The sequence below is a fragment of the Bacillus sp. AFS018417 genome, from assembly GCF_002560985.1.
In the GTDB taxonomy this organism is placed as follows: domain Bacteria; phylum Bacillota; class Bacilli; order Bacillales; family Bacillaceae_G; genus Bacillus_A; species Bacillus_A rhizoplanae.
This window is the reverse complement of record NZ_NTTM01000044.1, coordinates 60,003-84,495: the sequence shown is the minus strand read 5'-3', so window position 1 is coordinate 84,495 and position 24,493 is coordinate 60,003. Positions and strand designations below refer to the sequence as shown.

At 34.2% G+C, this 24,493-nt stretch carries 25 protein-coding genes; 22 read left to right on the top strand and 3 right to left on the bottom strand.

What is annotated here, in order from left to right:
- The 3 genes from CN326_RS17830 to CN326_RS17820 are packed head-to-tail and all read left to right on the top strand — an operon-like array spanning window position 1 to window position 2,532.
- Window positions 1–885: an ABC transporter ATP-binding protein gene (locus CN326_RS17830; protein ID WP_098310316.1), complete on the top strand. Its 885-nt coding sequence runs from the start codon at window positions 1–3 to the stop codon at window positions 883–885.
- Between the two features lie 6 nt (window positions 886–891).
- Entirely contained in the window at window positions 892–1,689 is a 798-nt protein-coding gene (locus CN326_RS17825) for an ABC transporter permease subunit (RefSeq protein ID WP_098310315.1), read from the top strand.
- Between the two features lie 45 nt (window positions 1,690–1,734).
- Complete coding sequence (locus CN326_RS17820) at window positions 1,735–2,532, top strand: ABC transporter permease subunit (protein ID WP_098310314.1); 798 nt, start codon at window positions 1,735–1,737, stop codon at window positions 2,530–2,532.
- Between the two features lie 117 nt (window positions 2,533–2,649).
- Here the strand turns inward: CN326_RS17820 and CN326_RS17815 are convergent, their stop codons facing one another.
- Both CN326_RS17815 and CN326_RS17810 read right to left on the bottom strand, forming a co-directional pair.
- Entirely contained in the window at window positions 2,650–3,489 is an 840-nt protein-coding gene (locus CN326_RS17815) for an oxidoreductase (protein ID WP_098310313.1), read from the bottom strand.
- A gap of 226 nt (window positions 3,490–3,715) precedes the next feature.
- Entirely contained in the window at window positions 3,716–4,327 is a 612-nt protein-coding gene (locus CN326_RS17810; RefSeq protein ID WP_098310312.1) for a TetR/AcrR family transcriptional regulator, read from the bottom strand.
- Window positions 4,328–4,488: 161 nt separating this feature from the next.
- On the opposite strand from CN326_RS17810, the gene kynU reads away from it, so the two are divergent.
- From kynU to CN326_RS17790, 4 genes are all read left to right on the top strand, one after another.
- Window positions 4,489–5,775 carry a kynureninase gene (gene kynU / locus CN326_RS17805; RefSeq protein WP_098310311.1) on the top strand — a complete coding sequence of 429 codons (1,287 nt, stop codon included), beginning with the start codon at window positions 4,489–4,491 and terminating at the stop codon, window positions 5,773–5,775.
- Window positions 5,776–5,777: 2 nt separating this feature from the next.
- The gene (kynB, locus tag CN326_RS17800; protein WP_098310310.1) at window positions 5,778–6,407 is read left to right on the top strand and encodes an arylformamidase; all 630 of its coding nucleotides are present in this window, start codon (window positions 5,778–5,780) and stop codon (window positions 6,405–6,407) included.
- A gap of 35 nt (window positions 6,408–6,442) precedes the next feature.
- Window positions 6,443–7,282 (top strand): tryptophan 2,3-dioxygenase, encoded by an 840-nt coding sequence (gene kynA, locus CN326_RS17795; RefSeq protein ID WP_098310309.1) that lies wholly within the window; start codon window positions 6,443–6,445, stop codon window positions 7,280–7,282.
- 104 nt (window positions 7,283–7,386) lie between these two features.
- Window positions 7,387–8,295 (top strand): serine hydrolase domain-containing protein, encoded by a 909-nt coding sequence (locus tag CN326_RS17790; protein WP_098310308.1) that lies wholly within the window; start codon window positions 7,387–7,389, stop codon window positions 8,293–8,295.
- Window positions 8,296–8,698: 403 nt separating this feature from the next.
- Here CN326_RS17790 and CN326_RS17785 read toward each other — a convergent pair whose 3' ends face one another.
- On the bottom strand, window positions 8,699–9,034 hold the full coding sequence (locus tag CN326_RS17785; protein WP_098310307.1) for a DUF3889 domain-containing protein: 336 nt from the start codon (window positions 9,032–9,034) through the stop codon (window positions 8,699–8,701).
- Window positions 9,035–9,328: 294 nt separating this feature from the next.
- On the opposite strand from CN326_RS17785, the gene sleB reads away from it, so the two are divergent.
- The 15 genes from sleB (at window position 9,329) to CN326_RS17710 (ending at window position 24,489) form a co-directional block, all read left to right on the top strand.
- The gene (gene sleB, locus CN326_RS17780) at window positions 9,329–10,078 is read left to right on the top strand and encodes a spore cortex-lytic enzyme (protein ID WP_098310306.1); all 750 of its coding nucleotides are present in this window, start codon (window positions 9,329–9,331) and stop codon (window positions 10,076–10,078) included.
- A gap of 14 nt (window positions 10,079–10,092) precedes the next feature.
- Window positions 10,093–11,433 (top strand): germination protein YpeB, encoded by a 1,341-nt coding sequence (gene ypeB / locus CN326_RS17775; protein ID WP_098310305.1) that lies wholly within the window; start codon window positions 10,093–10,095, stop codon window positions 11,431–11,433.
- A gap of 18 nt (window positions 11,434–11,451) precedes the next feature.
- Complete coding sequence (locus tag CN326_RS17770) at window positions 11,452–12,057, top strand: YhcN/YlaJ family sporulation lipoprotein (protein WP_098310304.1); 606 nt, start codon at window positions 11,452–11,454, stop codon at window positions 12,055–12,057.
- A 132-nt stretch (window positions 12,058–12,189) separates the two neighbouring features.
- Window positions 12,190–12,702 (top strand): GNAT family N-acetyltransferase, encoded by a 513-nt coding sequence (locus CN326_RS17765; RefSeq protein ID WP_098310303.1) that lies wholly within the window; start codon window positions 12,190–12,192, stop codon window positions 12,700–12,702.
- Between the two features lie 121 nt (window positions 12,703–12,823).
- Window positions 12,824–13,846, top strand: a complete 1,023-nt coding sequence (locus CN326_RS17760; RefSeq protein WP_098310302.1) for a homoserine dehydrogenase — start codon at window positions 12,824–12,826, stop codon at window positions 13,844–13,846.
- Window positions 13,847–14,085: 239 nt separating this feature from the next.
- Entirely contained in the window at window positions 14,086–14,850 is a 765-nt protein-coding gene (locus tag CN326_RS17755; protein ID WP_098310301.1) for a DUF3959 family protein, read from the top strand.
- A gap of 208 nt (window positions 14,851–15,058) precedes the next feature.
- Complete coding sequence (locus CN326_RS17750; protein WP_098310300.1) at window positions 15,059–15,733, top strand: DUF1835 domain-containing protein; 675 nt, start codon at window positions 15,059–15,061, stop codon at window positions 15,731–15,733.
- Window positions 15,733–16,080: a DUF3658 domain-containing protein gene (locus tag CN326_RS25445; RefSeq protein WP_098310347.1), complete on the top strand. Its 348-nt coding sequence runs from the start codon at window positions 15,733–15,735 to the stop codon at window positions 16,078–16,080. The genes CN326_RS17750 and CN326_RS25445 overlap by 1 nt, the downstream gene beginning before the upstream one ends.
- Before the next feature lie 507 nt (window positions 16,081–16,587).
- On the top strand, window positions 16,588–17,382 hold the full coding sequence (locus CN326_RS17740; RefSeq protein WP_098310299.1) for a DUF817 domain-containing protein: 795 nt from the start codon (window positions 16,588–16,590) through the stop codon (window positions 17,380–17,382).
- 38 nt (window positions 17,383–17,420) lie between these two features.
- Window positions 17,421–17,774: a hypothetical protein gene (locus tag CN326_RS17735; protein ID WP_098310298.1), complete on the top strand. Its 354-nt coding sequence runs from the start codon at window positions 17,421–17,423 to the stop codon at window positions 17,772–17,774.
- Between the two features lie 173 nt (window positions 17,775–17,947).
- Window positions 17,948–19,171: a cytochrome P450 family protein gene (locus CN326_RS17730; RefSeq protein ID WP_098310297.1), complete on the top strand. Its 1,224-nt coding sequence runs from the start codon at window positions 17,948–17,950 to the stop codon at window positions 19,169–19,171.
- Between the two features lie 70 nt (window positions 19,172–19,241).
- Entirely contained in the window at window positions 19,242–19,397 is a 156-nt protein-coding gene (locus CN326_RS17725; protein ID WP_098310296.1) for a DUF1540 domain-containing protein, read from the top strand.
- A gap of 454 nt (window positions 19,398–19,851) precedes the next feature.
- Entirely contained in the window at window positions 19,852–20,718 is an 867-nt protein-coding gene (locus CN326_RS17720) for a Cof-type HAD-IIB family hydrolase (RefSeq protein WP_098310295.1), read from the top strand.
- A gap of 234 nt (window positions 20,719–20,952) precedes the next feature.
- Window positions 20,953–22,677, top strand: a complete 1,725-nt coding sequence (locus CN326_RS17715) for a PAS domain-containing sensor histidine kinase (protein ID WP_098310294.1) — start codon at window positions 20,953–20,955, stop codon at window positions 22,675–22,677.
- Window positions 22,678–23,169: 492 nt separating this feature from the next.
- Window positions 23,170–24,489: a glycosyltransferase family 2 protein gene (locus CN326_RS17710; RefSeq protein ID WP_098310293.1), complete on the top strand. Its 1,320-nt coding sequence runs from the start codon at window positions 23,170–23,172 to the stop codon at window positions 24,487–24,489.
- Window positions 24,490–24,493 lie beyond the last annotated feature (4 nt).

Below are 24,493 nucleotides of genomic sequence, written 5' to 3'. Positions count from 1 at the left end.
ATGAACGTAATAGAAATTAAAAATCTAACCAAAACTTATGGCAAGGCGAGAGGAATATCCGATATTAGTTTTAATGTTGAACAGGGTGAAATTTTCGGGTTTATTGGGCCTAATGGTGCTGGGAAGTCGACAACGATTCGTACATTATTATCGCTCATTTACCCAACGAGCGGCAGCGCCACGATTTTTGGAAAAGACTGTATTCAATTTGCTCCAGAAATAAAAAAGGAAATTGGCTATTTACCATCAGAAATTTTTTACTATGACAATATGAAAGTAAAGGACCTATTAAAATACTCAGCCAGCTTTTATAAAAAGGATTGCAGTAAGAGAATCAAAGAGTTAGCAGAAATTATGGACTTGGATCTCAATAAAAAAATTGATGACCTTTCTTTAGGAAACAAAAAGAAGGTTGGGATTGTTCAAGGGCTGCTCCATGAGCCTAAACTCATTATTTTGGATGAACCGACGAGCGGGCTCGACCCATTAATGCAGCAAAAATTCTTTGAACTATTAGAGGAAGAGAATAAAAAAGGTGCTACGATTTTATTTTCGTCGCACATCCTCAGTGAGGTTCAAAGATTATGTAATCGTGTTGCCATCATTAAAGAAGGTAAAATCGTAACGGTAGAAAAGATTAGTACGTTACAAGAGAATAACTATAAAAAGTTTAAAATTGAGACAAAATCAGCCCTAGACAAGAATTACTTCCAAATCGACGGGGTCAATAAATTAGAAGTTCACAATAACGTAACTAGCTTTTTATTTAAAGGTAATATCAATACGGTGATGAAAAAAATCGCTGAAATTGAAATCGCGAATTTGTGGATTGAAGAACCTGACCTTGAGGAGATCTTTATACATTATTACGAAAAGGAGGCCTAAGAAACTATGAATATCTTTATGCATGAATTGAAGGCTTATCGAAAGTCTACAATCATATGGTCGCTATCGTTAATTGTAATCATTATTATTTTTATGTCGATGTATTCTTCATTTGCTAAGGATGCAGAGGATTTTATGAAAATATTAGAAAATTATCCAGAAGCGGTAAGAAATGCACTCGGGTTTAATCAAGAAAATTTCTTTACTATTCTAGGGTTCTATAGCTTCCCATTATCGTTTATTACTCTTTGCGCAGCAATTCAGGCAATGAATCTAGGCACTTCCATTGTCAATAAGGAGGTCCGTGAAAAAACAGCGGACTTTTTGCTAACGAAGCCTGTTACACGTACAAAAATTTTGACAGCCAAGTTATTGGCAGCACTGGTTTCGATTGTCATAACGAATATCTTTTATTTCGCTGCAGCCAGCTTGGTGGCATTACAAGTTAAAACTGATGATTTTAGCTTGAAAATTTTCTTTTTACTTTCACTTACAATTTTCTTCATTCAGCTGATATTCCTATCCTTAGGAATTATCATTTCCGTTATTGTCCAAAAGATCAAATCCGTGCTGACCGTCTCGCTTGCTACCGTCTTTGCATTCTACTTTGTGGGAATGTTCAGTGATGCGACAGGTGATGAAGTGAAACGTTATTTTTCGCCGTTTAAATATTTCGACACGGCCTATATCATTAAACATTCCAGCTATGAAACAACATTTTTGATTGTTGGTGCAGTTATTATTATTCTTGCTATTGCAGCTAGTTATGTTGTCTATATCAAGAAGGATATCCATGCTGTTTAAGAATGCTAGCTTTGCTTGCGGAAAGCTAAATGGAGGGGTTCGGTCATGAATATATTTTTAAAAGAATTGAAGTCTCATCGAAAATCGCTCATATTTTGGAGCATCGGTGTCTTCCTTATGGTGGCATCAGGAATGACTAAATACGAAGCGTATTCGACGTCGGGCCAATCAATAAATGATTTGATGGCAGATATTCCAAAATCGCTGCGGGCTGTATTAGGTTTCAGTGATTTGGATTTAACGAAGGCCAGCGGCTACTATGGTATGCTTTTTCTCTATTTATTATTAATGGCAACCATTCATGCAGTAATGCTCGGAGCAACCATTATTGCCAAAGAAGAACGGGATAAAACATCTGAGTTTTTATTCGTAAAACCAGTATCTAGAAGTAAAGTTATTACAGCAAAGCTATTGGCAGCTTTCACAAATATCGTAATCTTTAATCTCGTAACATTCGTTTCGTCCATTATTCTTTTAGGGAAATACAGCGATGGTGAGGCGGTTAATGGTGAAATCGCAATCTTAATGGCGGCAATGTTCATTTTGCAGGTTTTATTTATGGTTATCGGCAGCGCACTCGCTGCTGTAAAAAAGAAACCAAAAACAGCTGCATCAGTAGCTACTGGAATCCTATTACTTACGTATATGTTATCAATCATTATTGATTTGAATGAGAATATGAAAGGCTTAAGATATTTTACACCATTTAAATATTTTGAAGCAAAAAATGTAATGTATGGTGGTGGTTTAGATGTAATCTTTGTAGTAATTTCACTAATGTTGATTCTAACACTTTTGGTTGTAACTTATGTATATTATAAAAAAAGAGATTTGAATGTTTAGTAAAAAGACCGTAATTTGCGGTCTTTTTTTATGGTTATCAAAATCAACAATGGAATTTAACAGAACCTATAAGGAGTAACGTGAAAAAAGACAGCCTATGAGCTATCTTTTTTCATACTATTTAAATCGTCTTAAAACGAGAAACTCCCACCATTTCCACGGCAGTAGATTTTTTAATAGAATCATTAACTTTACTCCTTTTCCAATTGGATAACGTAAAGTTGGATGCTGTGATTCAGCAATAGCTACTATTTTCTCAGCGACATCTTTCGGATTTTCTAAAGTTTCACTCCCATTATGAATATGTTGTTCAATTTCCTTCATGTATTCTTTGTAGGGGGACTCGGATTCAGAAGTAGCTTCCGCGAGTTTTTGTCCGATTTCCCAAATATTTGTGTTATATGATCCCGGCTCAATTAATGAAACGTCGATCCCAAACGGTTTTACTTCTAAACGAAGGGACTCACTCCAACCTTCGAGTGCATATTTTGAAGCAACGTAAGGGGAGAGGCCAGGGAAACCCATTTTTCCACTGATGCTACTAACATTAATAACTTTCCCTCGTTTTTGTCTTCTCATAATTGGAAGAATAGCCTGTGTTACTGCGATAGCTCCGAACACGTTTGTCTCAAATTGTTTACGGTATTCTTCAATTGGAATTTCCTCCGCAAAACCACCGCTTGCGTAGCCCGCATTGTTAATAAGAATATCTATCCGTCCAAGGTTGTTTATAAAAGCTGTAAATTTCCCAATAGATTCTTCGGAAGTTACATCTAACGGATGAATTTTTATATTTTGTTCTATATGCAACGATGTAGCTTTTTCAATCAACTCTGTTTGTTTTTCAACATTTCGCATCGTAGCAATTACAAGATAGCCATTTTTAGCAAATTCTAATGAAGTGAGGAGCCCAAATCCACTTGATGAACCTGTAATAATCACGATTTTTTCTGTCATTTGTTTCTCTCTTTCTATTAAAATTAAGTTTAATTTCATCATATCGAAAGGATAAGGAGAAATTCAATAGCTTAGTAAATAGACAAATACACACATTTGTATTTTTGGTAAAAAGTAGATTTCAAAGGAATTCACTTTTTATGTCGGAATATGCGCTTACCAGGGAAATAATACGAAAGTGTTTTTATTCCCTAAAATAATCTAAACAGTATAGACAAACTAGTTTTTATGAATAAAGCCCGCCCATATACATTTCCGTTAATGTATGTACAATATCTTCAAGAGAGAAATCTCGTTCATTTCGAACGATTTCCCACAAAAACATTTCATTCGCAAAGAACCAACTTCTCGCTACTAAAAAACAGTTCAAATCTTTACGTGCTAAACCGCTGTTTTGTGAATACGTAATATCTTGAACAATCCGCTCAATAAACCGTTCTCGAATAGCGCTCCATCTGTACCGAACTTCGTCAGAAGCACCGATTGCTTCTTCAACCACTTGTAATAGTTGTCTTTCCATTTCCGCCATTTGTAAAAATGCACGCACTTGCTGCTGAATCATACTACGAGCTTCTTGCTTCGTTACTGGTTGAAAGACACATTCTGCGATTGTATAAAATTGATTCATCACATCATCCATTAATACAATAAGTAAATCATCTTTATTTTTAAAGTATACGTATGCTGTCCCGTATCCTGTTTCTGCCTTTTTGATAATCTGGGAAATTGTTGTTTTTTGAAATCCATGCTCAATAAAGACTTCACGGCCAGCAAATAATAGTTTCTTTTTTGTTTCAAGTGAACGTTGTTTTCTAGCTGAGAAAACATCTTTGCTCATATGTACCACACCTTTGTATTGAAATATCAGAAAATTTAACTTTATTCTAGGTGAAACATTTATTAAATGTCAACTGACATTATGTCATTGACGTTATGTCAATTTTGGTGATATATTTTAACTAATTAGAATTGAAAGAAAATTAAATAGAAGGTGATAGAATGCATTCAAAACCATTTGAACCATCTTACGAGCATGCTCGTCAATGTGACATTTATGATGAGCTTGCATCGTTTCAACATGAGTTTTATAAAAAAGAAGGAACAATTTATTTAGATGGAAACTCACTTGGGCTTTTATCAAAACGAGCTGAACAATCTTTATTAACATTGCTAGATTCATGGAAACAATTTGGCATTGATGGTTGGACAGAAGGACAGCATCCATGGTATTTCTTATCCGAGCAATTAGGAGAATTAAGCGCTCCACTTATCGGTGCTTCACCTGAAGAAGTAATTGTAACCGGCTCCACGACAACAAATTTACATCAAGTTGTCGCTACGTTTTATGAACCAAGGGAAGGGAAAACAAAAATCCTTGCTGATGAATTAACATTCCCATCCGATATTTACGCATTGCAAAGCCAAATTCGTTTAAAAGGGCTAGATCCTGCTGAACATCTTGTTCAAGTGAAAAGCAGAGATGGAAGAATGTTAAATGAAGAAGATATCATTGCAGCAATGACAGAAGATATTGCGCTCATTGTACTTCCGGCAGTGTTATATCGAAGCGGGCAAATTTTAGATATGAAGTTTCTTACGAAAGAAGCACATAAACGCGGTATTCATATTGGCTTTGATCTTTGTCATTCCATCGGTTCTATTCCGCATCACTTTCAAGAATGGGATGTCGATTTTGCAGTTTGGTGTAATTATAAATATTTAAATGCCGGTCCAGGTGGAGTTGGTGGCCTGTACGTTAATAAAAAGCATTTCAATCGTTTACCAGGATTAGCAGGCTGGTTTAGCTCCCGAAAAGATAAACAGTTTGATATGGAACACGAACTAACGCCAGCCGGGCATGCCGGTGCATATCAAATTGGAACACCACACGTGTTAAGTGTTGCACCGCTTATCGGTTCTTTAGAAATTTTTAAAGAAGCGGGCATAGAGCGATTACGACAGAAATCTCTTCATATTACACGCTATATGATAAACCTAATACATCATGAATTAACAGATATGGGCTTTACACTTGGTAATCCGTTAGAAGATGAAAAAAGAGGCGGACATATTTATTTAGAACATAAAGAAGCAGCACGTATTTGTAAGGCACTAAAAGCGAATGGAATTATTCCTGATTTTCGCGCACCAAATGGTATTCGTTTAGCTCCTGTCGCTTTATACAACACGTATGAAGAAGTATGGAGAGCCGTACAAATTTTGAAGAAGATTATGGTGGAAGAGCAATATAAACAATTTGAAAATAAACGAGAGGTTGTGGCATAAGGATGAAAGAAAACAAGTGGATTGATATTTCTCAACCTCTAAACAATGATATTGCCACTTGGCCGGGCGATACGCCTTTTTCCTATGAAGTGTCATGGACAAAAGAACAAAGTGGATCTGTTAATGTTGGTAAAATTTCAATGAGTATTCACACTGGCACACATATTGATGCGCCGTTTCATTTTGATAATGATGGTAAAAAAGTAAGTGATCTTGATATTAACGTCTACATTGGTCCTGCTCGAATTATTGATGTGACAGGTTATAAAAGCATCGGAGCAAAAGAGTTAAAAACGCATGATTTAGAAGGAGTAAGTAGATTATTATTACGGACCTCATCAAAAACAAATCCGCACGTATTTCCTGAAACAATTCCGTATTTACGTGCTGATCTTGCACCTTATCTGCATGAAAAGGGCGTGCGCTTAATCGGTGTAGATGTCCCATCTGTTGATCCGCTTGATGATAAAGAACTAGCAGCACATCATGAGTTATTTAAACACGGTATTCATATTTTAGAAAATGTTGTTCTAGAAAATGTACAAGACGGATACTACGAACTTATTGCTCTGCCGCTTTCGCTAACAGATGCAGACGGTAGCCCGGTTCGTGCTGTAATAAAACCATTATAAAAATAGCCTATACTGCATAGAGAGGATGTACACATATGAAAGAAAATGAAAAAGTAATTATGGAGAAGGGGATTCATACAGATTTTCGTAATAACATGACATACGGGGAATATTTACAATTAGATAGTTTACTATCTAGCCAAAAACGACTCTCTGATCATCATGACGAAATGTTATTCATCGTGATTCACCAAGCAAGTGAGCTTTGGATGAAATTAATTTTACATGAATTAGAAGCAGCTATCGAATCAATCAAAAACGAAAAACTTGCACCTGCTTTTAAGATGCTTGCACGTGTTTCAAAAATTCAATCGCAAATTATTCAATCATGGGATATTCTTGCCACGCTCACACCAGCTGAGTATATTGAATTCCGCGATTCACTTGGTCAAGCATCCGGATTTCAATCTTATCAATATCGAATGATTGAATTTGCGCTTGGCTATAAAACACCACATGTTCTTAAAATCTATGAAAAAGATGAAGAATTGCACGCTCGTCTACATAAGGCGCTTCATACACCGAGTTTATATGACGTTGCGATTCAAACTCTTGCAAAAGAAGGATTTCCAATTAACCCAAATGTGCTTCAGCGTGATATTACGCAACCATATGAAGCAGATGCAACAGTAGAAGCAGCGTGGTTAGAAGTCTACTCAGATGTAAAGAAATATTGGGACTTATATCAATTAGCTGAAAAGCTAATCGATATCGAAGATTGGCTGCAGCAGTGGCGTTTCCGTCATATGAAAACTGTAGAACGTATTATCGGACATAAAATGGGAACTGGCGGTTCTTCAGGCGTTTCTTATTTAAAACGTGTGTTGGATCAATCCTTCTTCCCAGAGCTTTGGAATATCCGGACAAAATTGTAAAAGAAAAGTCGGTAGCTATTATCAGTTACCGACTTTTCTTTTTAATAATTATTTCATGGTATAGTAAAGACTAGTAAAAAAGTCTTTATTCGGAGGAACGTATATTGGATTTTTACGCATTAGAAAATATGCTCAAAAAAAAGAAAGTACATTCATTTTTAATTCACCAACGTGGTGAATTCACTACAAAGTACTATAAAACAGAACAATGCGCACATAACTTATACAAAATCAATTCTATTACAAAAAGTATCGTATCTACTCTCATTGGAATCGCCATTGATAAAGGTTTTATAAATGGTATACATAGTCCCATAATAGAATGGATTCAAAATATACCAAAAGAAAAGCAAGACCTGACTATATATCATTTATTAACGATGACAACAGGTGAGGAGTGGCAGGAATTTGGAAACGGTGTTGTTTTCCCAAATGATTTTGTCGAGTCTGATCATTGGATAGATTATATTTTAAAGAAACCAATGATAAATCGGCCTGGAACAAAAATGAATTATAATTCAGGTTCTTCGCATCTATTAAGTTATATTGTACAAAAGGCAACTAACATGACGACGGAACAATTTGCAAAGGTACATCTATTCGATCCTTTACATATTACCGACTATGAATGGCAGCAAGATCCACAGGGAATTTTTGTTGGCGGCTTTGGCATGAAAATGAAAGCAGAAGACATGCTGAAAATTGGCTTATTATGTCTACAAAATGGATATTGGAACGGACAGCAACTTGTATCTTCAAGCTGGATTGAGCAATCCCATCAAGAAAGATTTACAACATATGAACATATTGGGGCATACGGTTATCATTGGTGGGTATTAGATCAAAACAATTTCGACATGCCCTACCATACATATTTTGCGATGGGATATGGCGGACAATATATTATCATTGTTCCTCAATTAGAGTTAGTTGCAGTCATTAGTAGTCAAATGCCAAAGCGGGGTTTAGTACCGCTTAAACTGTTTATAAAACATTTACAAGAAACGTACTAAATTAACTTAGTACAGAAAGTTTAAGAAAGAGTACACAATAAAAATAGCCTGTATCTTTGATTACTAAGTAATCGTAGATACAGGCTTTATTTTTCGGTAATTAACTGCCCTTATATATATTTAAAGAAATTCTAACCTTTTTATACAAATTGCATTGTAAAACGACAAATCTACTTACAGAACTTGTACAATGCTTACAGACGATTGTAAGTCCATGTTTTTTGATACATTTGATTGCATGAGTAATGTTTTTGTTAGTGTATTCTGCCAACGTTCCGCAATGCTAAGAATACACACTTCTGTAATTATTCATTCTAAACATGAATTTTTAAAACAACATCAGTTCATTTGTAGACTCACTCTACATAATGCTTGTTCTTCTGTTGCGGTATTTTGTTTTTTCTTATCTCGGCGTTTCTTTAAAAAGAATGTTTAAAAATGTTTCTGTTTTTGTTTCAAATTCTACATCAACAAATACTCCAAATTCTTTTCCGTTCTTCTCTCGCAACCACAACTTAAATTTTTCAACTGATACATTTGCCGTTTTTGGTTTTCTTCCTATGTGAAGATAATCGATAATATCAGCTTGTGGGTATTTTTCTTTCGTTTTTTGCACTGCAAGCTTTCCCCATTTTGCGTATGGAGGTTGAGCATGAATGATTGAAAACGGTCTGTATATAAATAAAGCTACTGTAACAAGTCCGATACATATAATTAAACGTGTATATAAAGGTTTCATATTAAGCTCCTTTATCCCGCTACTTTTGGGCAGTAAGACCTCCACCTCAAGATGCAGAGAAAGGGAAGAAAATAGGTGGAGGAATACTGCCCGTAAGAGCACGATTGGTTCAACTAACCATCAGTAGGGTATAAAGCCCCCCACTAATGGAAGTTTCATTTTATAGCATTTTCTATAGTGTTTACACTTAAGCGAATTCATATGAATTTGCCTTTTTTTGTCTTCCTTACATAAAACCGCATCATTTACAAAAAATAACCTTGAAATCATCGTCATATTCAAGGAGGTTGAACTATGCATCGTAAAGCTTTCTTCAAAGTACCGCTTTTACTCGTTACATTTGCGGCTGCTTTGTTAGTAAGTAGTGTTCATGAGAAGGAAGTAGGGGCTTTTTCTAATCAAGTCATTCAAAAAGGAGCCTCTGGAGAAGATGTAATCGAACTACAATCAAGGCTCAAGTATATTGGATTTTACAATGGAAAAGTAGATGGTGTCTTTGGATGGGGTACATATTGGGCACTTCGGAATTTTCAAGAAAAGTTTGGGTTACCGGTTGACGGACTTGCAGGTCCAGCTACAAAACAAAAACTCGTTAAAGCTACAAAATATGAAAAACAACCAAATAACACAGCAAATAAACAAAATAACAAACCGGCGCCAAATAAAGGTACAAATGTTCCAAATGGATATTCACAAAACGACATTAAAATATTGGCAAATGCTGTATACGGAGAATCTCGCGGTGAACCTTATATCGGACAAGTTGCCGTAGCAGCTGTTATTTTAAATCGCGTCAGCAGCCCGTCTTTTCCAAATACAGTGGCAGGTGTGATTTATGAGCCGCGTGCCTTTACTGCTGTTGCGGATGGACAAATTAATTTAACACCAAATGAAACAGCAAAAAAAGCTGTACTTGATGCGATTAACGGATGGGATCCATCTGATGGCGCGATTTATTACTTTAATCCAGATACAGCAACAAGCCAATGGATTTGGAGTCGTCCGCAAATCAAAAAAATTGGAAGACACATTTTTTGTCGTTAGGAGGTGGATGAGATATGTTTAGAGGTTTCATTATCGTTTTATTAACAATTGGAGTTGTAGGTACAGGATATTGGGGGTATAAAGAGCATCAAGAAAAAAATGCTGTTTTAATTCACGCTGAAAACAACTACCAGCGGGCTTTTCATGATTTAGCGTATCAAGTTGATTTATTACACGATAAAATTGGGACAACATTAGCAATGAATTCACGAACATCATTATCACCTGCATTAGCTGACGTGTGGCGTATCACATCTCAGGCGCATTCTGATATTGGCCAATTACCACTTACATTGCTCCCGTTTAATAAAACAGAAGAATTTCTAGCAAATATCGGAGATTTTAGTTATCGTACAGCTATACGCGATTTAGATAAAGAACCATTAAATGACCAAGAATATAATACACTCCAGCAGCTATACAATAATGCTGCAAATATTCAAGATGAACTGCGCAAAGTACAGCATCTGGCCTTAAAAAATAACTTACGTTGGATGGATGTTGAACTAGCCCTTGCTTCTAATAATAACCCAGCTGATAACACGATTATCGATGGATTTAAAACAGTGGAAAAAAACAGTCAATCTTACTCACAAAGCCATTTTGGACCAACGTTTACAAGTTTGGAAAAAGAAAAAAAAGGCGAAACGCACATATCTGGTCCAAAAATTTCAGAAGACCAAGCAATAAATATTGCAAAATCTTTTCTGAGCTTAAAGGGAGATGAAAAGATTTCTGTTGAAAAAAGCAGCAAGGGAGCAAAACAAAAATTTTATAGCATTACTGTGAAAGATCCAAAGACAAATAGTGAAACGAATATGGACATTACTGAACAAGGTGGATATCCAATTTGGGTCATGAGCAATCGGGAAATTAAAGAACAAAAAATGAGCTTAAATGAAGCAGGAGAAAAGGGACTTTCCTTTTTAAAACAAAATAAATTCAAAAATATGGAGTTATATGAAAGTTCACAATACGACTCTGTCGGCGTTTTCACATTCGTAACTAATCGGGACAACGTACGTATATATCCAGAGTCCATTCAAATGAAAATCGCACTCGATGACGGTTCGATTGTTGGCTTTTCGGCAAAAGACTATTTAGCTTCTCGTAAAGATATAAAAATTCCAAAACCAACACTATCGGCTTCGGATGCACGAAAGAAAATCAATCCGAATTTGAAAGTTATGGAAGAGCGTGAAGCAGTTATTGTAAATGACTTGCATAAAGAAGTACTATGTTATGAATTTTTAGGAACACTTGGCAAAGACACATATCAAATCTTTATTAATGCCAATAATGGCACGGAAGAAAAGGTGAAAAAACTACAAAGTGTAGAACAAGTTTATGATTAATGAATAGGAGTGACACCTTTGAGAAAAATCTTTTATTTTTGTATCTGTTTGCTTCTATTAGCGAGCTGTAATACAAAAAAGAACAATAATGCAGCGAGTCCAAGTCCAACTTCGAATGCTAAATTGATTTCAACAAAAAACGAAACAAATCAAGATGTTACATATAAATCAGATGAAAAAGTGGCGGATCACTTAGCAAAATTAGCATCGAGCGTACCGGGTGTAAACGATGCAACAGCAGTTGTACTTGGAAGATATGCAGTTGTTGGAATTGATGTTGACGCAAAATTAGATCGCTCTCGAGTAGAGACAATCAAATATTCAGTAGCAGAGAGTTTAAAACATGATCCACTCGGAGCAAATGCAGTTGTTGTAGCAGATATCGATACGTATCAGCGCTTAAAAGAAATGGGCAAACAAATAAAGGAAGGAAACGCAGGAAAAGGAATTCTCGATGAACTCGCAGCAATTGTCGGGCGTGTAATGCCGCAAGTACCAAATGATGTATTTGAAAAGAAACAGATCAATCCAACTAAAGAAAACGATCAACAATTACAAAAAGGCGAACAAAGTGAACTAAAACAAGAACAGGTTGATCAATCCAATCAAAATTTAAAACGATAAAAATAATCCCCGTGTTATATAGCACGGGGATTATTTTTGGGGAAAAATCGAATATTTTATTTATTCATAAAAATATTATATGATTTTGTATAAAAGAAAACATACGTTTTTGTAAATGGAGGAATATATGTCATGCAAATAAATGGATCTATTCAACTCGTTCCATATACGGAAAAATTTAAAGAATCTTTGCAAACATTTACTTTACCTGAAGAACAAGTGCAATTTACAGCCCATCCAATGGAATTACTCAAAAAAGTAGAACAAGATCCAACTCGAAATCCTATTGTTATTTTAGCTGATAACAAGCCAGTCGGTATTTTTGCGTTGCAATCGGGAAGTCGTGTACAAGAATATACAAATAAAGAAAATTCTTTACTGCTTGTTTCATTTTCAATCGATTACATAGAACAAGGGAAAGGATATGCAAAACAAGCGTTATATCAGTTAACACATTATGTAGATTCATATTTTCCGAACATAGAAGAAATTGTGTTGGCAGTCAATGAAAGAAATATTCCCGCTCAAAAATTATATGTAAAAGTTGGATTTGAAGATAGAGGCCATCGTAGAATGGGACCAATTGGACCGCAATTTGTTTTATACTTATCATTGGAAAAGAAAACTTCAAAAGACACAAGATAAATTAACTATACTATAATAATGAGAGGATTATGCGTATGATGTAAGAGTGTATATCCTCCTTATTTATAAAGAAATTTTAATAACAAAGCAAAAACTATTGAAGTTGTTTACGGAGGATACTATGCAGATAAAACTAATACTTGCCGGTTACGGCACTGTTGGAAAAGAATTTGTAAAACTCATTCATGAAAAAGCACCCTTTATTCGAAAAGAATTCGGTTTAGAGTTAATCCTTGTTGGTATTATTGGACGTGATTTTAAATTATATCATCCAGAGGGACTTTGTATCGATACTTTGCTTACACTAGGCGGGGGATCAGTAGCCTTACACAAATACATAGAACAACATTCGGTTCATAATGAAAAAATGAATGGTCATGTTTTAGTTGAATCTACACCAACCAATCTCGAAAATGGCGAACCAGGAAAACAAAATATGTTACAAGCTATTGAAAGTAGCATGGATATTGTTTCTATTTCCAAAGGAGCACTTGTCACGTCTTGGAAAGAAATAAACGAATCGGCTAGATTAGCAAATGTACGCATCCGCTATAGCGGAGCGACAGCCGCAGCACTTCCTACATTAGATATAGGTCAATTCAGTTTAGCGGGATGCAAGATTGAACGCATCGAAGGAGTTTTAAACGGGACAACAAATTATATTTTAACGAAAATGCATGAAGATAACACTTCGTACGAAAAAGCGTTGCAACAAGCGCAGCAAAAAGGAATCGCTGAAACAAATCCTTCATTAGATGTAAGCGGCATGGATAGCGCTTGTAAGTTATTGCTACTCGCGAATAGTTTGCTGCGTACAGAATATTCACTTGAAGATATTACTGTTAAAGGAATAGAAAATCTATCAAAACAGGATATACAAAAAGTAAAAGAACAAGGAAAACAAATGAAACTAATAGCGAGAGCATATACAGATGATGATGGAGAAGTGCGGCTTGAAGTACAACCATATGCAGTAGACCCGAACCACTCACTAGCAAGTGTTATAGGAACTGAAAAAGGAATTACCTTTTACACGGATACGATGGGGACAGTTTCTTCCATCGGCGGAGCTTCCAATCCACGAGGAGCTGCAGCAGCAGCTTTAAAAGATGTAATCAATCTATATCGAAAAGATATTATGTAACTTTACATACGATTATGTACAAATCCCGCTTATTTGGAAAGAGTGGGATTTGTCATTTCTTAATATAAAAATAGTAATCTATTGTCAATTATCATTGAGTTTTTTGTTTACTTTTTGGCATGAATAGGATTAAGATGTTTTGTAAGCATGTTATTGTTTAGCTGATTGTACATATACAAAACAGAAAAATACCAGTATTATATAGAAGCTAGAAAGAAAGCTGAAAGGGATTGAGAATTGTGAAGAAACTTGATGTACTGTTAATGGTGCTCAGCGTCCTGTTCCCAGTTGCAGGTATAATGAAACAAATTCCTCTACAATTATCATTATTTATGGGAGGATTATTGTTTTTAACTAGTTTTGGAAGTTATCATGCAAAACGAATGCATTCACGAATATTTAGTTGGGTAGCTTATACAGCATTTATCACACTCTTGCTGACTATTTGGAATCAATTCGTAACAACCAGCTCCTTAGTAGCAAACGCAAAAATTGCTGCATGTATTGCTGTGATCCCGTTTTTATTCCGATTCCGTACATATGCCATTACACTAGGATTACTCGCATTATGGGGCGCAATGTTGTGGGATATAAAACAAGTACATTCATTAGCGGTTCTAGGACGGATGATGAACCTACTCACAACAGAACGATTGTATTTCCTTATTCTAGTAGCAGGATTTTTAATTGGCGGATTACTTGCAAATGCACTATATCGTGATAACAGTCGTAACGGACAAGACAAAACAAGCGCATTTAAACAAAAAAAGAAGCGAATGAGACCTACATTTAAAATTCGTATTCCGAGTTTACCAAGAATTAAATTTAAAATGTTCAAGTTCGGTAAAAAATCTTCCAAACAAAGAGAAACTCGTCCGTATGAACGAAACTATGAAGAGAGAACACCAACTTACCATACAACGCAAACAGAACAACATAACAATACTGGAACAGGACATGGACAAACGAGAATGGAACGAAGAAAAAATCGTTATAATGCATAGAGAATATGTTTGTACAAATATAAAAACCCGCAATTTCCCTTCATACAATTGATGGGGCATTGCGGGTTTTTACTATATAATAATTAATATATCAAATATATTACTCATAAAATCCCTTGATTTGAAGAGGTACTTGGATAAAGTAAAGTTTCCGCTAATTACATACTTAGAGAAATGGTAATGAAAATACACTCATAAAGGAGAAACTATGCTCAAACACTTACAAAAAACAATCGAACATTTAACTGAAGAAGAAGCAAAAGAGGTGCTCTTTAATTTACTCACACAACTTCACTCACTAGAAACACATTTTAATAAAGAAACATTAACTTCACTTACAAATATACCAAAAGAACTAATTCAACAGTACATACAAAAGACTGATATTACGAAAAGTAAGCATGTTCATATCGCTTTTGGTGATTCAGCAGCAGGTTCTTTAAAACACGCTCTAAAAGAAGCTAACATTCAAGAAGAGTATGTTTTGTTATTTTCCGATGCTTTTTCTGTTGGTCCTCTTTTTCACTTAGATCAAGAGGCAGGGCAAGTGGCGCGTCAGCAATGGCTTCAGGAGAAATTACCGATAGAAGGCTACTTGTATGAAGAATATTTGCAAGAAATGAAAGTAACTTTAGAGAAATTATATGCGATTCCGTCTCATATTCCGATTACAATTTGGACAGGGAACAATGCATATGAACATGTAGGACTTATTTTTGTTTTATTTTTACTAAAAGAGGCTACTCATGATATATATGTCGTGAATACAGCTGATGGTTTTGATAAGTTATTCCGCACACCAAATTTGGATTATACAGTACGCCATACCGCAGAACTTGCTCCTAACAGGTTAATGGCAATACGCGAGAGCAATCTCCTTTAATAAAAGAAGAGCGACAAGTACTTGAAAATGAATGGAAAGCATTACGCGAAGATTACGATGTTTTACGTATTTGGGAGAATAATCGTGTTGTTTCTGTTTCAGAAGATTATATCGATCATTTCATCGTACAATGTGCAAAAAGTTTAGAAACTGATGGTTTTACAGATCAATTTTATAAAGCTTCTCGATTAGTCGGAGAAGTTTTAGGACATTTCGAGCAATGCGTAGGTGATGCTTTTATTGAATATCGCCTGAAATCATTAATACAAAAAGGGATTTTTCATATGACAGGGTCTTTACATTCCATGAGGTCTTATAGTGTACGATTAGCACAGCCAGAAAAATGATAACAAATGAACGGAGATGTATATGTCAATAAGTAGTTCCAATAACGTAGAGAATATCTTAAATAATATAAAAAACATAAAAAACATAAAAAACAACATACTTATTAGCATTAAAATTAGCAAATAAATTAATAAGAAAACCGCAAAGGATATTTTTCCTTTGTGGTTTTTATTTATCGAAGATATTTAACAGGTTTAATTTCACTACAATTAGCCGCCTAGATCGTGGTCAATCTGTTAATTGGTACGCTATTAATTAATATGTTATAATGTTTCTCCACAAAAACGGAACTACTTAATATGTGAACATCTCCTTTTATTATCTTCATATAAAAAGTAATATATGATTGCAATTTTCTAAACTTTTATAAAATTAAATGCGTTATAATGATGATTAAATGGTAAGTTTACCAGATATTTCTGAAGATGAAGATTGTAGAGAAATCTTTAAAAATGAAATATATTGTAGTTTTCAAACAGCTACTACACGATTCAAGGAGAGTAAGAATGGTATATTTACGACAATTATTTTATTTTGGTTATCAACAAGCTCTTTCATGCGTTTTTCCTGTACTGATCTTTTTGACACTTGCTCTTTCAAAACTGATCCATATTCCTGGTCTATACCGTTATGATTTTATCTTACTCATCTGCCTTCTCATTCAATATGGAATGTATAAAACCGGGTTAGAAACAAAAGACGAGCTCAAAGTGATTACCGTTTTCCACTTCATTGGGTTAGCATTAGAAATATATAAAGTACATCATGGTTCTTGGTCCTATCCAGAACAAGCATGGACAAAGGTAATGGGAGTGCCACTTTATAGTGGTTTTATGTATGCGAGTGTTGCTAGTTATATATGTCAAGCATGGCGCAGGCTACACTTGCAAGTAGAAGGATGGCCAAAAGCGATATGGACGATACCACTGGGAGCAATGATTTATTTCAACTTTTTCACACACCACTTTATGTATGATTTCCGCTGGATTCTAACGGCCTTATTATTTGTGGTCTTTTTTCACACTTATGTGCATTTCTCTGTGCAGGAAATTACATATAAAATGCCGCTTGTTCTTTCGTTTTTATTGATTGGTTTTTTCATTTGGATTGCAGAAAATATCGCAACTTTTTTGGGAGCGTGGCAATATCCAAATCAACATGGAACATGGAAACTCGTTCACATTGGGAAAATTAGTTCATGGTTTTTACTCGTTGTCATTAGCATTATGATTGTGGCACAACTAAAACAAATCAAAATCCAAAAAAGTAATAGTTCTTCTTACCATAACTATGATAGCTAAAAGTATGTATGAATACTAAACAAAAGAGGCGATCTGTTTTGAAGAAAAGAAGAGTAATAGCCTTTTTTACATGTATTGTAATAATTGCTTTTGGAATAGTGATTGCTGTATTTAATAAAATGAATAATGAAAACGACTTAGATTGTAGAGCTAATGCTGTTCAAATCAAAGCTGTTGCGGTAGATGATAAGAATAAACCTGTATCTAACGTGAAAGTTTATGAAAATTCAATCACTAATCAGGAACGAACTGTTACAAATTCACAAGGAGAGTTTCAATTTTACTCCAGTGTTTGTGGCAAAATTACTTTACTATTTGTTACTCCAGATGGAAATACATACACAAAAAAATATGATAGGGAAGATGTACCTAACATAGTAAAGTTAGAGTAGTGAATTATATAAATTAAAAAGCAAGGGGTGTGCATATGAACATCTCTTTTTTTATTTCCACATAAAAAGCAATATTCAGTCGCAATTTTCTCAACTTTTATAAAATTCAATGCGTTATAATGGTCATTAGGTGCTATGGTCACCAAATATTTCTAAAGATGGAGGTTGGAAGTATGTCTTCAAACAATGAAATGAATCGCAACACATTGCCTGAGATACAATTAACTTCATCAAAATTTAAGCATGAAGCATATGACATTTACAAAGAGTTACGTGCATCTCATCCTGTCTATTCGGTATATCCTCAAAATTGGCTTATTACAAGATATGAAGATGCAGTGAGTCTTTTGAAAGATGCACGATTACTGAAAAATGCTGAAAGTGTGTTTAGTAAAGAAGAATTTGAAGCCTCTTTTACACTAAAAAATGGAGAATTTTTGAGAAAACAGATGCTGAACTCTGATCCACCTGACCATAGTCGCTTAAGGTCCCTTGTTCAAAAAGCTTTTACTCCGCAGATGATTTTACAGCTGAAAGATAGTATCCAATCCATTGCTGATGCTTTACTAGATAAAGTAGAACACCAGCACACTATAAACCTCGTAAACGATTATGCTTTCCCGCTGCCAATTATTGTGATTAGCGAGATGCTTGGTATCCCACAAGAAGATCGAGATAAATTTAGAGTATGGTCACATGCGGTTATCGATTCTCCAGAGACGCCAGAAGCTATTCTTGAAGTCGATAAAAAACTAGGTGAATTTCTTCACTATTTACAATATTTAATAGATAAAAAACGAGAAAATCCTTCAGATGATTTAGTAAGTGCATTAATACAAGTAGAAAGCGGAGGAACAAAATTAAGTGCTCCAGAATTAAGTTCGATGATTATGCTGCTTATCGTTGCTGGACACGAAACAACTGTCAATTTAATTACAAACATGATGTTAGCGTTGCTTGAGCATCCTGATCAGTTGCAGCTTCTGCGACAAAATCCTGATTTAATTGATTCAGCAATTGAAGAATCATTACGTTTTTACAGCCCTGTTGAATTAACGACTATGCGCTGGGCAACGGAACCATTTACATTACATGGTCAAAACATTCAGCCAAAAGATGCGATTATCATTTCATTAGCTTCTGCCAATCGCGATGAAAAGATATTTCCAAACGCTGATGTTTTTGATATTACAAGAAAAAATAACCGTCATCTTTCTTTTGGACATGGCATTCATTTCTGCCTTGGTGCGCCGCTCGCTCGTTTAGAAGCGAAAATTGCAATTCCTACCTTATTACACCGAATGCCTAATCTTAAAATAAAAGGAACAAGAGAGGACATAAAGTGGAGTGGTAATTATTTAATGAGATCATTAGAGGAATTACCATTATCTTTCTAGACAAATGAATACGAAACAGTATGACACCTCTCAATACTGTTAATACTAAGCAAAAAGGAGGTGTCATACTATGGCTCAAGATGTGCTTTGTGAAGTAAATAACTGCCAGTACTGGGGTAATGGAAATAAGTGCAATGCAGATTCTATTTATGTAGTAAGTCATACAGGAAAACAGGCATCTGATAGTAAAGAAACAGATTGTAAAACATTTATACCAGAAGTTTAATTTTCTAGGGGTAACCACAATGTAGGTTACCCTTTTATTATTTATATTATCGATAATAAATATCATTTTCATTCATGTTTTTATACATTTTTTATTTAAAGAAAATTAAAGAGGTCAACTAAAAGGACTAGTTTCTCATTTAAATTGTTCCATTCGATTTTATAAAATAGATGAATAAGAGAATTCATATCTCTAAATGAATCTCATTTTTACAAAACAGGCATGGATTATTTTTTGATAATCAAGAGAAATATCCTTTATAACGTCACTCAAATCATGACGTTATTTGTGTTTAGCGCATATTGATAATTTTATTATAAGAAAAAAACATTTAATCCTTGACCTGAAATGCGTTTCATAAATTATAACTAAGATATTGTTGAATACGAACAAAAATATACTCATATATGAAAACGATATCACTCGTTATACAGAAACGAAAGCAGGGGATCGAATGAAACTTATTGCAATTGATTTAGATGGAACTCTTCTTACATCAAAGAAAGTAATTAGTGAAGAAAATGTTACCGCAATTAAGGAATGTCAGGAAAAAGGACATGTTGTAACTATTTGTACAGGGCGCTCTATAATAGATGTCCAAAAACTTTTGCAAGAAGCAAATCTAAAATGTCCAATCATTGCCGAAAACGGTGCAATTTTGTATTCAAGTAACAAAATGTTGCAACGATATCCAATCGTAACTGAACATGCGAAAGAAATTGTTGATTATCTAGAAGAAAGAAATATATTTTATCAATTGTATACAGATCAAGGTGTATACGTTCCAGAATATGGTGAAGAAAGCGTTCAATTTGAGATGGATTTTATAATAGAATCTGATTCACATGCTGATAAAGAAGAACTGAAACATATAGCAGCTTTATATTTACAGCATACTGAAATTAAAAAAATTGCAAGTTGCAAACCACTATTTTCAAAGCAAATTCATATTCATAAAATACTACCATTCTCGTATCAGAAGGACAATTTAAAGTTATTAAAAGATCAATTCATCAATAATAAGGAATTATCAATTACTGCATCTTACTGGCACAATCTTGAAATCAATCATATCCATGCTCAAAAAGGAAATGGATTATATACGCTAGCTAACCATCTTGGTATATTAAGAGAACATACTGTTGCAATTGGTGATGGTTTAAACGATATGTCTATGATGGAGAAAGCTAGCATATCTATCGCAATGGGCAATGCAGTAGAAGAAATCCAGGCAATTTGTCGTTACAAAACACTTTCAAATGATGACCACGGTGTTGCTTATGCCCTTCGACGCTATGTCTTAAATAATATAAATAGTTAATGACGAAAAAGAGAGCAAATTTTGTTGGAATTTGTTCTCTTTTTTTTGTTTTTATCCACTTTCCTCCTCAATTCTATTAAAAAACAAAAAATTTCTAAATAACTCTTCTTTTTCTATGTACCTTGATGAATATAATTCGTATAATAAAAAAGCTAAATAAATTAAAAATTAGACATAATTAAAAAATTAATATAAATACATTTAAATTATATATAGAGGTAGAGGTGGAAGTATATGTACCGGCTTAGGGAACTTATTAATATTAAGGAAATACAAACAATAGCAGAACAATTTTATCTTTTAACACATATTTCACATCAGCTTCTTGATTGTAATGGAGAGGCATTCTTTCATTACGGCATACAATCCATCGATTTAAATTTACATATAGAAATTCATGTCCCAATTATAATAAATGAACACACCATTGGAGATTTCATCATTTTTGCTCCTAAAAATAAAGTTGAGCCTTGCACAACATATTTCAAATCCCTTGCAGCGTTTATGACCGATATCGGAATGAATAAATTGCAGCAACTTGAGGAAAATCAGTCGATACCTGCTAAAAATATATATACCATTTTACAAAACATGCCTGTTATGGTGGACGCATTTGATGAAGAAGGAACTTTTGTTGTATGGAACAGAGAATGCGAACTAGTAACGGGTTATAGTGCAGCTGAAATTATTAAAAATCCTCACGCATTAGAGTTACTTTATCCGGATGAAGTATATCGAAAACAAATGCAACATGAATTTTCCATACGGGGCAAAAATTTTCGAGATTGGGAAATGACACTTACTTGTAAAAATGGTGATAAGAAAACGATTATGTGGTCAAACATATCGGAGGAATTTCCTGTCCCTGGATATAGCTATTGGGCAGTTGGTGTTGATATTACACATCGAAAACAGATTGAGGAGGAGCTCATACAAAAATCCTCAGAATTAGAATTAATTTTCAAAGCACTTCCAGATTTATGTTTTTTAACAAATTTTGATGGAACAATCGTTGACTATAAAGCAGGCTGCCCATCAAAGTTTTATGTACCTGTCGAACAATTTATGGGAAAAAAATTTCAAGATGTTTTACCTTCAGATGTCGCCGAGCAGCTGAACGAAGCAATTGCAAAAATACAACAGAAACATTCTATGGAAATTATAGAGTATTCCTTACCAATGCATGATAGTACTTATTTTTTTGAAGCGAGATGTTTGCCACTTTTAACAGATAAAGTTATGGTTATGGTTCGTGATATTACAGAGAAGAAAAAGACAGCAGAATTATTAAATAAATCAGATACATTAGCTGCGGTTGGTCAACTTGCTGCAGGAGTTGCGCATGAAGTACGAAACCCTCTAACTGTCATTAAAGGATTTATACAATTATTACAAACTCGAGAAAGACATGATACAGAATTTTTTCGACTCATGATTTCTGAAATTGAGCGAATCGAATCTATCATTCATGAATTTTTATCAATCGCTAAACCTGAGATTACTTCTTTCGAAAGGAAGAACCTTTGTTTTATATTAGAAAATGTTGTGTCATTAATTAACACAAAGGCAATTATGACAAATATTCACATTGCATGCCAATCAAATCCTGACTTCTTATATATTGATTGCTGCGAAAATCAATTAAAGCAAGTATTTATCAATATTTTACAAAACTCTATTGAAGCAATGCCAAATGGAGGGGAAATCATAATTACTGCTAAAAAAATAAACGACAATGAGGTAGTTATTTGTATTTCAGATGAGGGACTAGGGATTCCGGAAGAAAGGATTATAAAACTCGGAGAACCTTTTTATAGTACGAAAGAAAAAGGGACAGGTCTTGGTCTAATGATTAGTTATAAAATTATTGAAAGTCATCAAGGAAGAATTCATATAGCAAGTAAAGTTCGAGTAGGGACATCGGTTGAAATTTATTTACCAATTTCTCAACCTGTTTAATATAAGATATATTTTTGTTGCTTCAATTTGCAGACATATTAAACGGATAACGCAACAAAGTGAAAATATTTCAATTCATTTATTTAAAATAAATCTGCAAAACAAGAGTAAAAGAACCTTCTATTTGGTAAATTCTTTTACTCTTATTTTGTATGTAAATAGAACTTCGAGTGATTATGCTATCATTTTGTGGTATGGTGTTCCTTTTAGATGTCATGCCAATATATTGTTTTTTCGATTATTACAATGAAAAATTATACAAGGTTTTAGAAATCCAAATATTAATTAATAGACAAGAAGAGGATATATAAAGAAGAAGTATTTATTATGTAAGTGTACTCAAAAATGACGTATTACTTCGAGGGTTCTTATTACTACAATCGAAAAGTCTTTGGCTAAAAAACTCTTTTACCTAGTGATGTTGTCCAATCTTTTTCCCCTTTTTTTGCATTAACTAGTAGTAGCTTGGAAAGGAGAGAGGAGAGAATAAAGATGGAGAACAGAGAATTTAGGCCTAAATTATATAAGCCTACGGATGAAAAAAATCTGAATATCCCTAGTCGAAATAAAAACGAACGGAATAAAGATTATGATATAGAAGTAAGCATTATTATTCCTTCCTATAATAAATACCCGCTAAATTTATTAACTTTATATTCTTTAAATAACCAAACATTTGACCTTTCGAAAATGGAAGTCCTCTTTATCGATGATGCTTCAACTGATCAAACCTTACAAATGGTACGCAAGCATCATTTTTCTTATCATTTTAAGTATATTAAATGCCAACGAAATCTTGGCAGAGCGAAAGTTCGAAACGTTGGAATGAAATATTCAAGAGGGAAAGTTCTTATATTTTTAGATGCAGAAATGATTGCAGAGCCTGAATTTGTTGAAAATCATTTTAATTATCATCAATCAATGGATAACTTGGTTTTATCAGGAGCTATGTATTATAACGCGGTATATTCTTGTATATTTTCGGAATTTAGTCAAGAACAAATAAAAGAAATATCCACTATGGCAAAAAACGACCGAGTGCTCTACGACCGAATTGAAAACTATAAGCATTCCAACATTTCTGCTCCTTATCCGCTATTAGAAAGAAAAGATATTGATACTAAGCTTTATAGAGAATTAAAGGTTAAGACGCCTTCATCACATTGGTATAATACAATACAAGAAAATTTTGATGCACAATTAAATGGATTTCATTTTCCGTGGATGGCTTTTTTAACCGGAAATGTTTCCGTACGTAAAAAATTAATTGAACAAGTGGGGCCATTCGACAAAGAGTTTATAAATTATGGTTATGAGGACTGGGAGTTAGGATATCGCTTGTATAAGGCTGGAGCTAGATATTTAGTTAGTAATACTGTTACGGCTTATCATCAAGAGCATCCTGTCGGAGAAAGCAGATGGAAAGAAGCGACGGGAAATTACCACTTATTCACGCTAAAACATCCTGACGTGGATGTTCTTATCCTAGGTCTAGAGCTTGCCCGAATTACAGATTTATTAATGATGAACAAAGTATTAGGCGAGTATAAGTTACTCGTTCAAAATCACCCAAATGATTCACTATCTTTTCAAAAAAAGTTCACTGAAATTCTAGAGACTATTGCACTTTTGTTAAAGATTGATATTCGACATATAAATATATTAGAAGCAGCCGGTTTTGACTTAGAGCAGAAAAATGAGCTTCTATCGGATATCAATAAAATAAAAAAACTAAGAAAGTATAGCAATTTGGTTTATGTCGTAGAGAAAATTTTTGGAAAAAATTACAATAGAGTGGGTTTCCTAAAATAAATCG

What these genes read in the sequence shown, in the direction of transcription:
- sleB (WP_098310306.1), top strand. Translation starts at nt 9,329, where the DNA reads ATGCATCGTAAAGCTTTCTTCAAAGTACCGCTTTTACTCGTTACATTT.
- CN326_RS17785 (WP_098310307.1), bottom strand. Translation starts at nt 9,034, where the DNA reads ATGAAACCTTTATATACACGTTTAATTATATGTATCGGACTTGTTACA.
- CN326_RS17740 (WP_098310299.1), top strand. Translation starts at nt 16,588, where the DNA reads ATGGTATATTTACGACAATTATTTTATTTTGGTTATCAACAAGCTCTT.
- CN326_RS17720 (WP_098310295.1), top strand. Translation starts at nt 19,852, where the DNA reads ATGAAACTTATTGCAATTGATTTAGATGGAACTCTTCTTACATCAAAG.
- CN326_RS17765 (WP_098310303.1), top strand. Translation starts at nt 12,190, where the DNA reads ATGCAAATAAATGGATCTATTCAACTCGTTCCATATACGGAAAAATTT.
- CN326_RS17810 (WP_098310312.1), bottom strand. Translation starts at nt 4,327, where the DNA reads ATGAGCAAAGATGTTTTCTCAGCTAGAAAACAACGTTCACTTGAAACA.
- CN326_RS17725 (WP_098310296.1), top strand. Translation starts at nt 19,242, where the DNA reads ATGGCTCAAGATGTGCTTTGTGAAGTAAATAACTGCCAGTACTGGGGT.
- kynA (WP_098310309.1), top strand. Translation starts at nt 6,443, where the DNA reads ATGAAAGAAAATGAAAAAGTAATTATGGAGAAGGGGATTCATACAGAT.
- CN326_RS17730 (WP_098310297.1), top strand. Translation starts at nt 17,948, where the DNA reads ATGTCTTCAAACAATGAAATGAATCGCAACACATTGCCTGAGATACAA.
- CN326_RS17815 (WP_098310313.1), bottom strand. Translation starts at nt 3,489, where the DNA reads ATGACAGAAAAAATCGTGATTATTACAGGTTCATCAAGTGGATTTGGG.
- ypeB (WP_098310305.1), top strand. Translation starts at nt 10,093, where the DNA reads ATGTTTAGAGGTTTCATTATCGTTTTATTAACAATTGGAGTTGTAGGT.
- kynB (WP_098310310.1), top strand. Translation starts at nt 5,778, where the DNA reads ATGAAAGAAAACAAGTGGATTGATATTTCTCAACCTCTAAACAATGAT.
- CN326_RS17830 (WP_098310316.1), top strand. Translation starts at nt 1, where the DNA reads ATGAACGTAATAGAAATTAAAAATCTAACCAAAACTTATGGCAAGGCG.
- CN326_RS17825 (WP_098310315.1), top strand. Translation starts at nt 892, where the DNA reads ATGAATATCTTTATGCATGAATTGAAGGCTTATCGAAAGTCTACAATC.
- CN326_RS17710 (WP_098310293.1), top strand. Translation starts at nt 23,170, where the DNA reads ATGGAGAACAGAGAATTTAGGCCTAAATTATATAAGCCTACGGATGAA.
- CN326_RS17715 (WP_098310294.1), top strand. Translation starts at nt 20,953, where the DNA reads ATGTACCGGCTTAGGGAACTTATTAATATTAAGGAAATACAAACAATA.
- CN326_RS17820 (WP_098310314.1), top strand. Translation starts at nt 1,735, where the DNA reads ATGAATATATTTTTAAAAGAATTGAAGTCTCATCGAAAATCGCTCATA.
- kynU (WP_098310311.1), top strand. Translation starts at nt 4,489, where the DNA reads ATGCATTCAAAACCATTTGAACCATCTTACGAGCATGCTCGTCAATGT.
- CN326_RS17760 (WP_098310302.1), top strand. Translation starts at nt 12,824, where the DNA reads ATGCAGATAAAACTAATACTTGCCGGTTACGGCACTGTTGGAAAAGAA.
- CN326_RS17750 (WP_098310300.1), top strand. Translation starts at nt 15,059, where the DNA reads ATGCTCAAACACTTACAAAAAACAATCGAACATTTAACTGAAGAAGAA.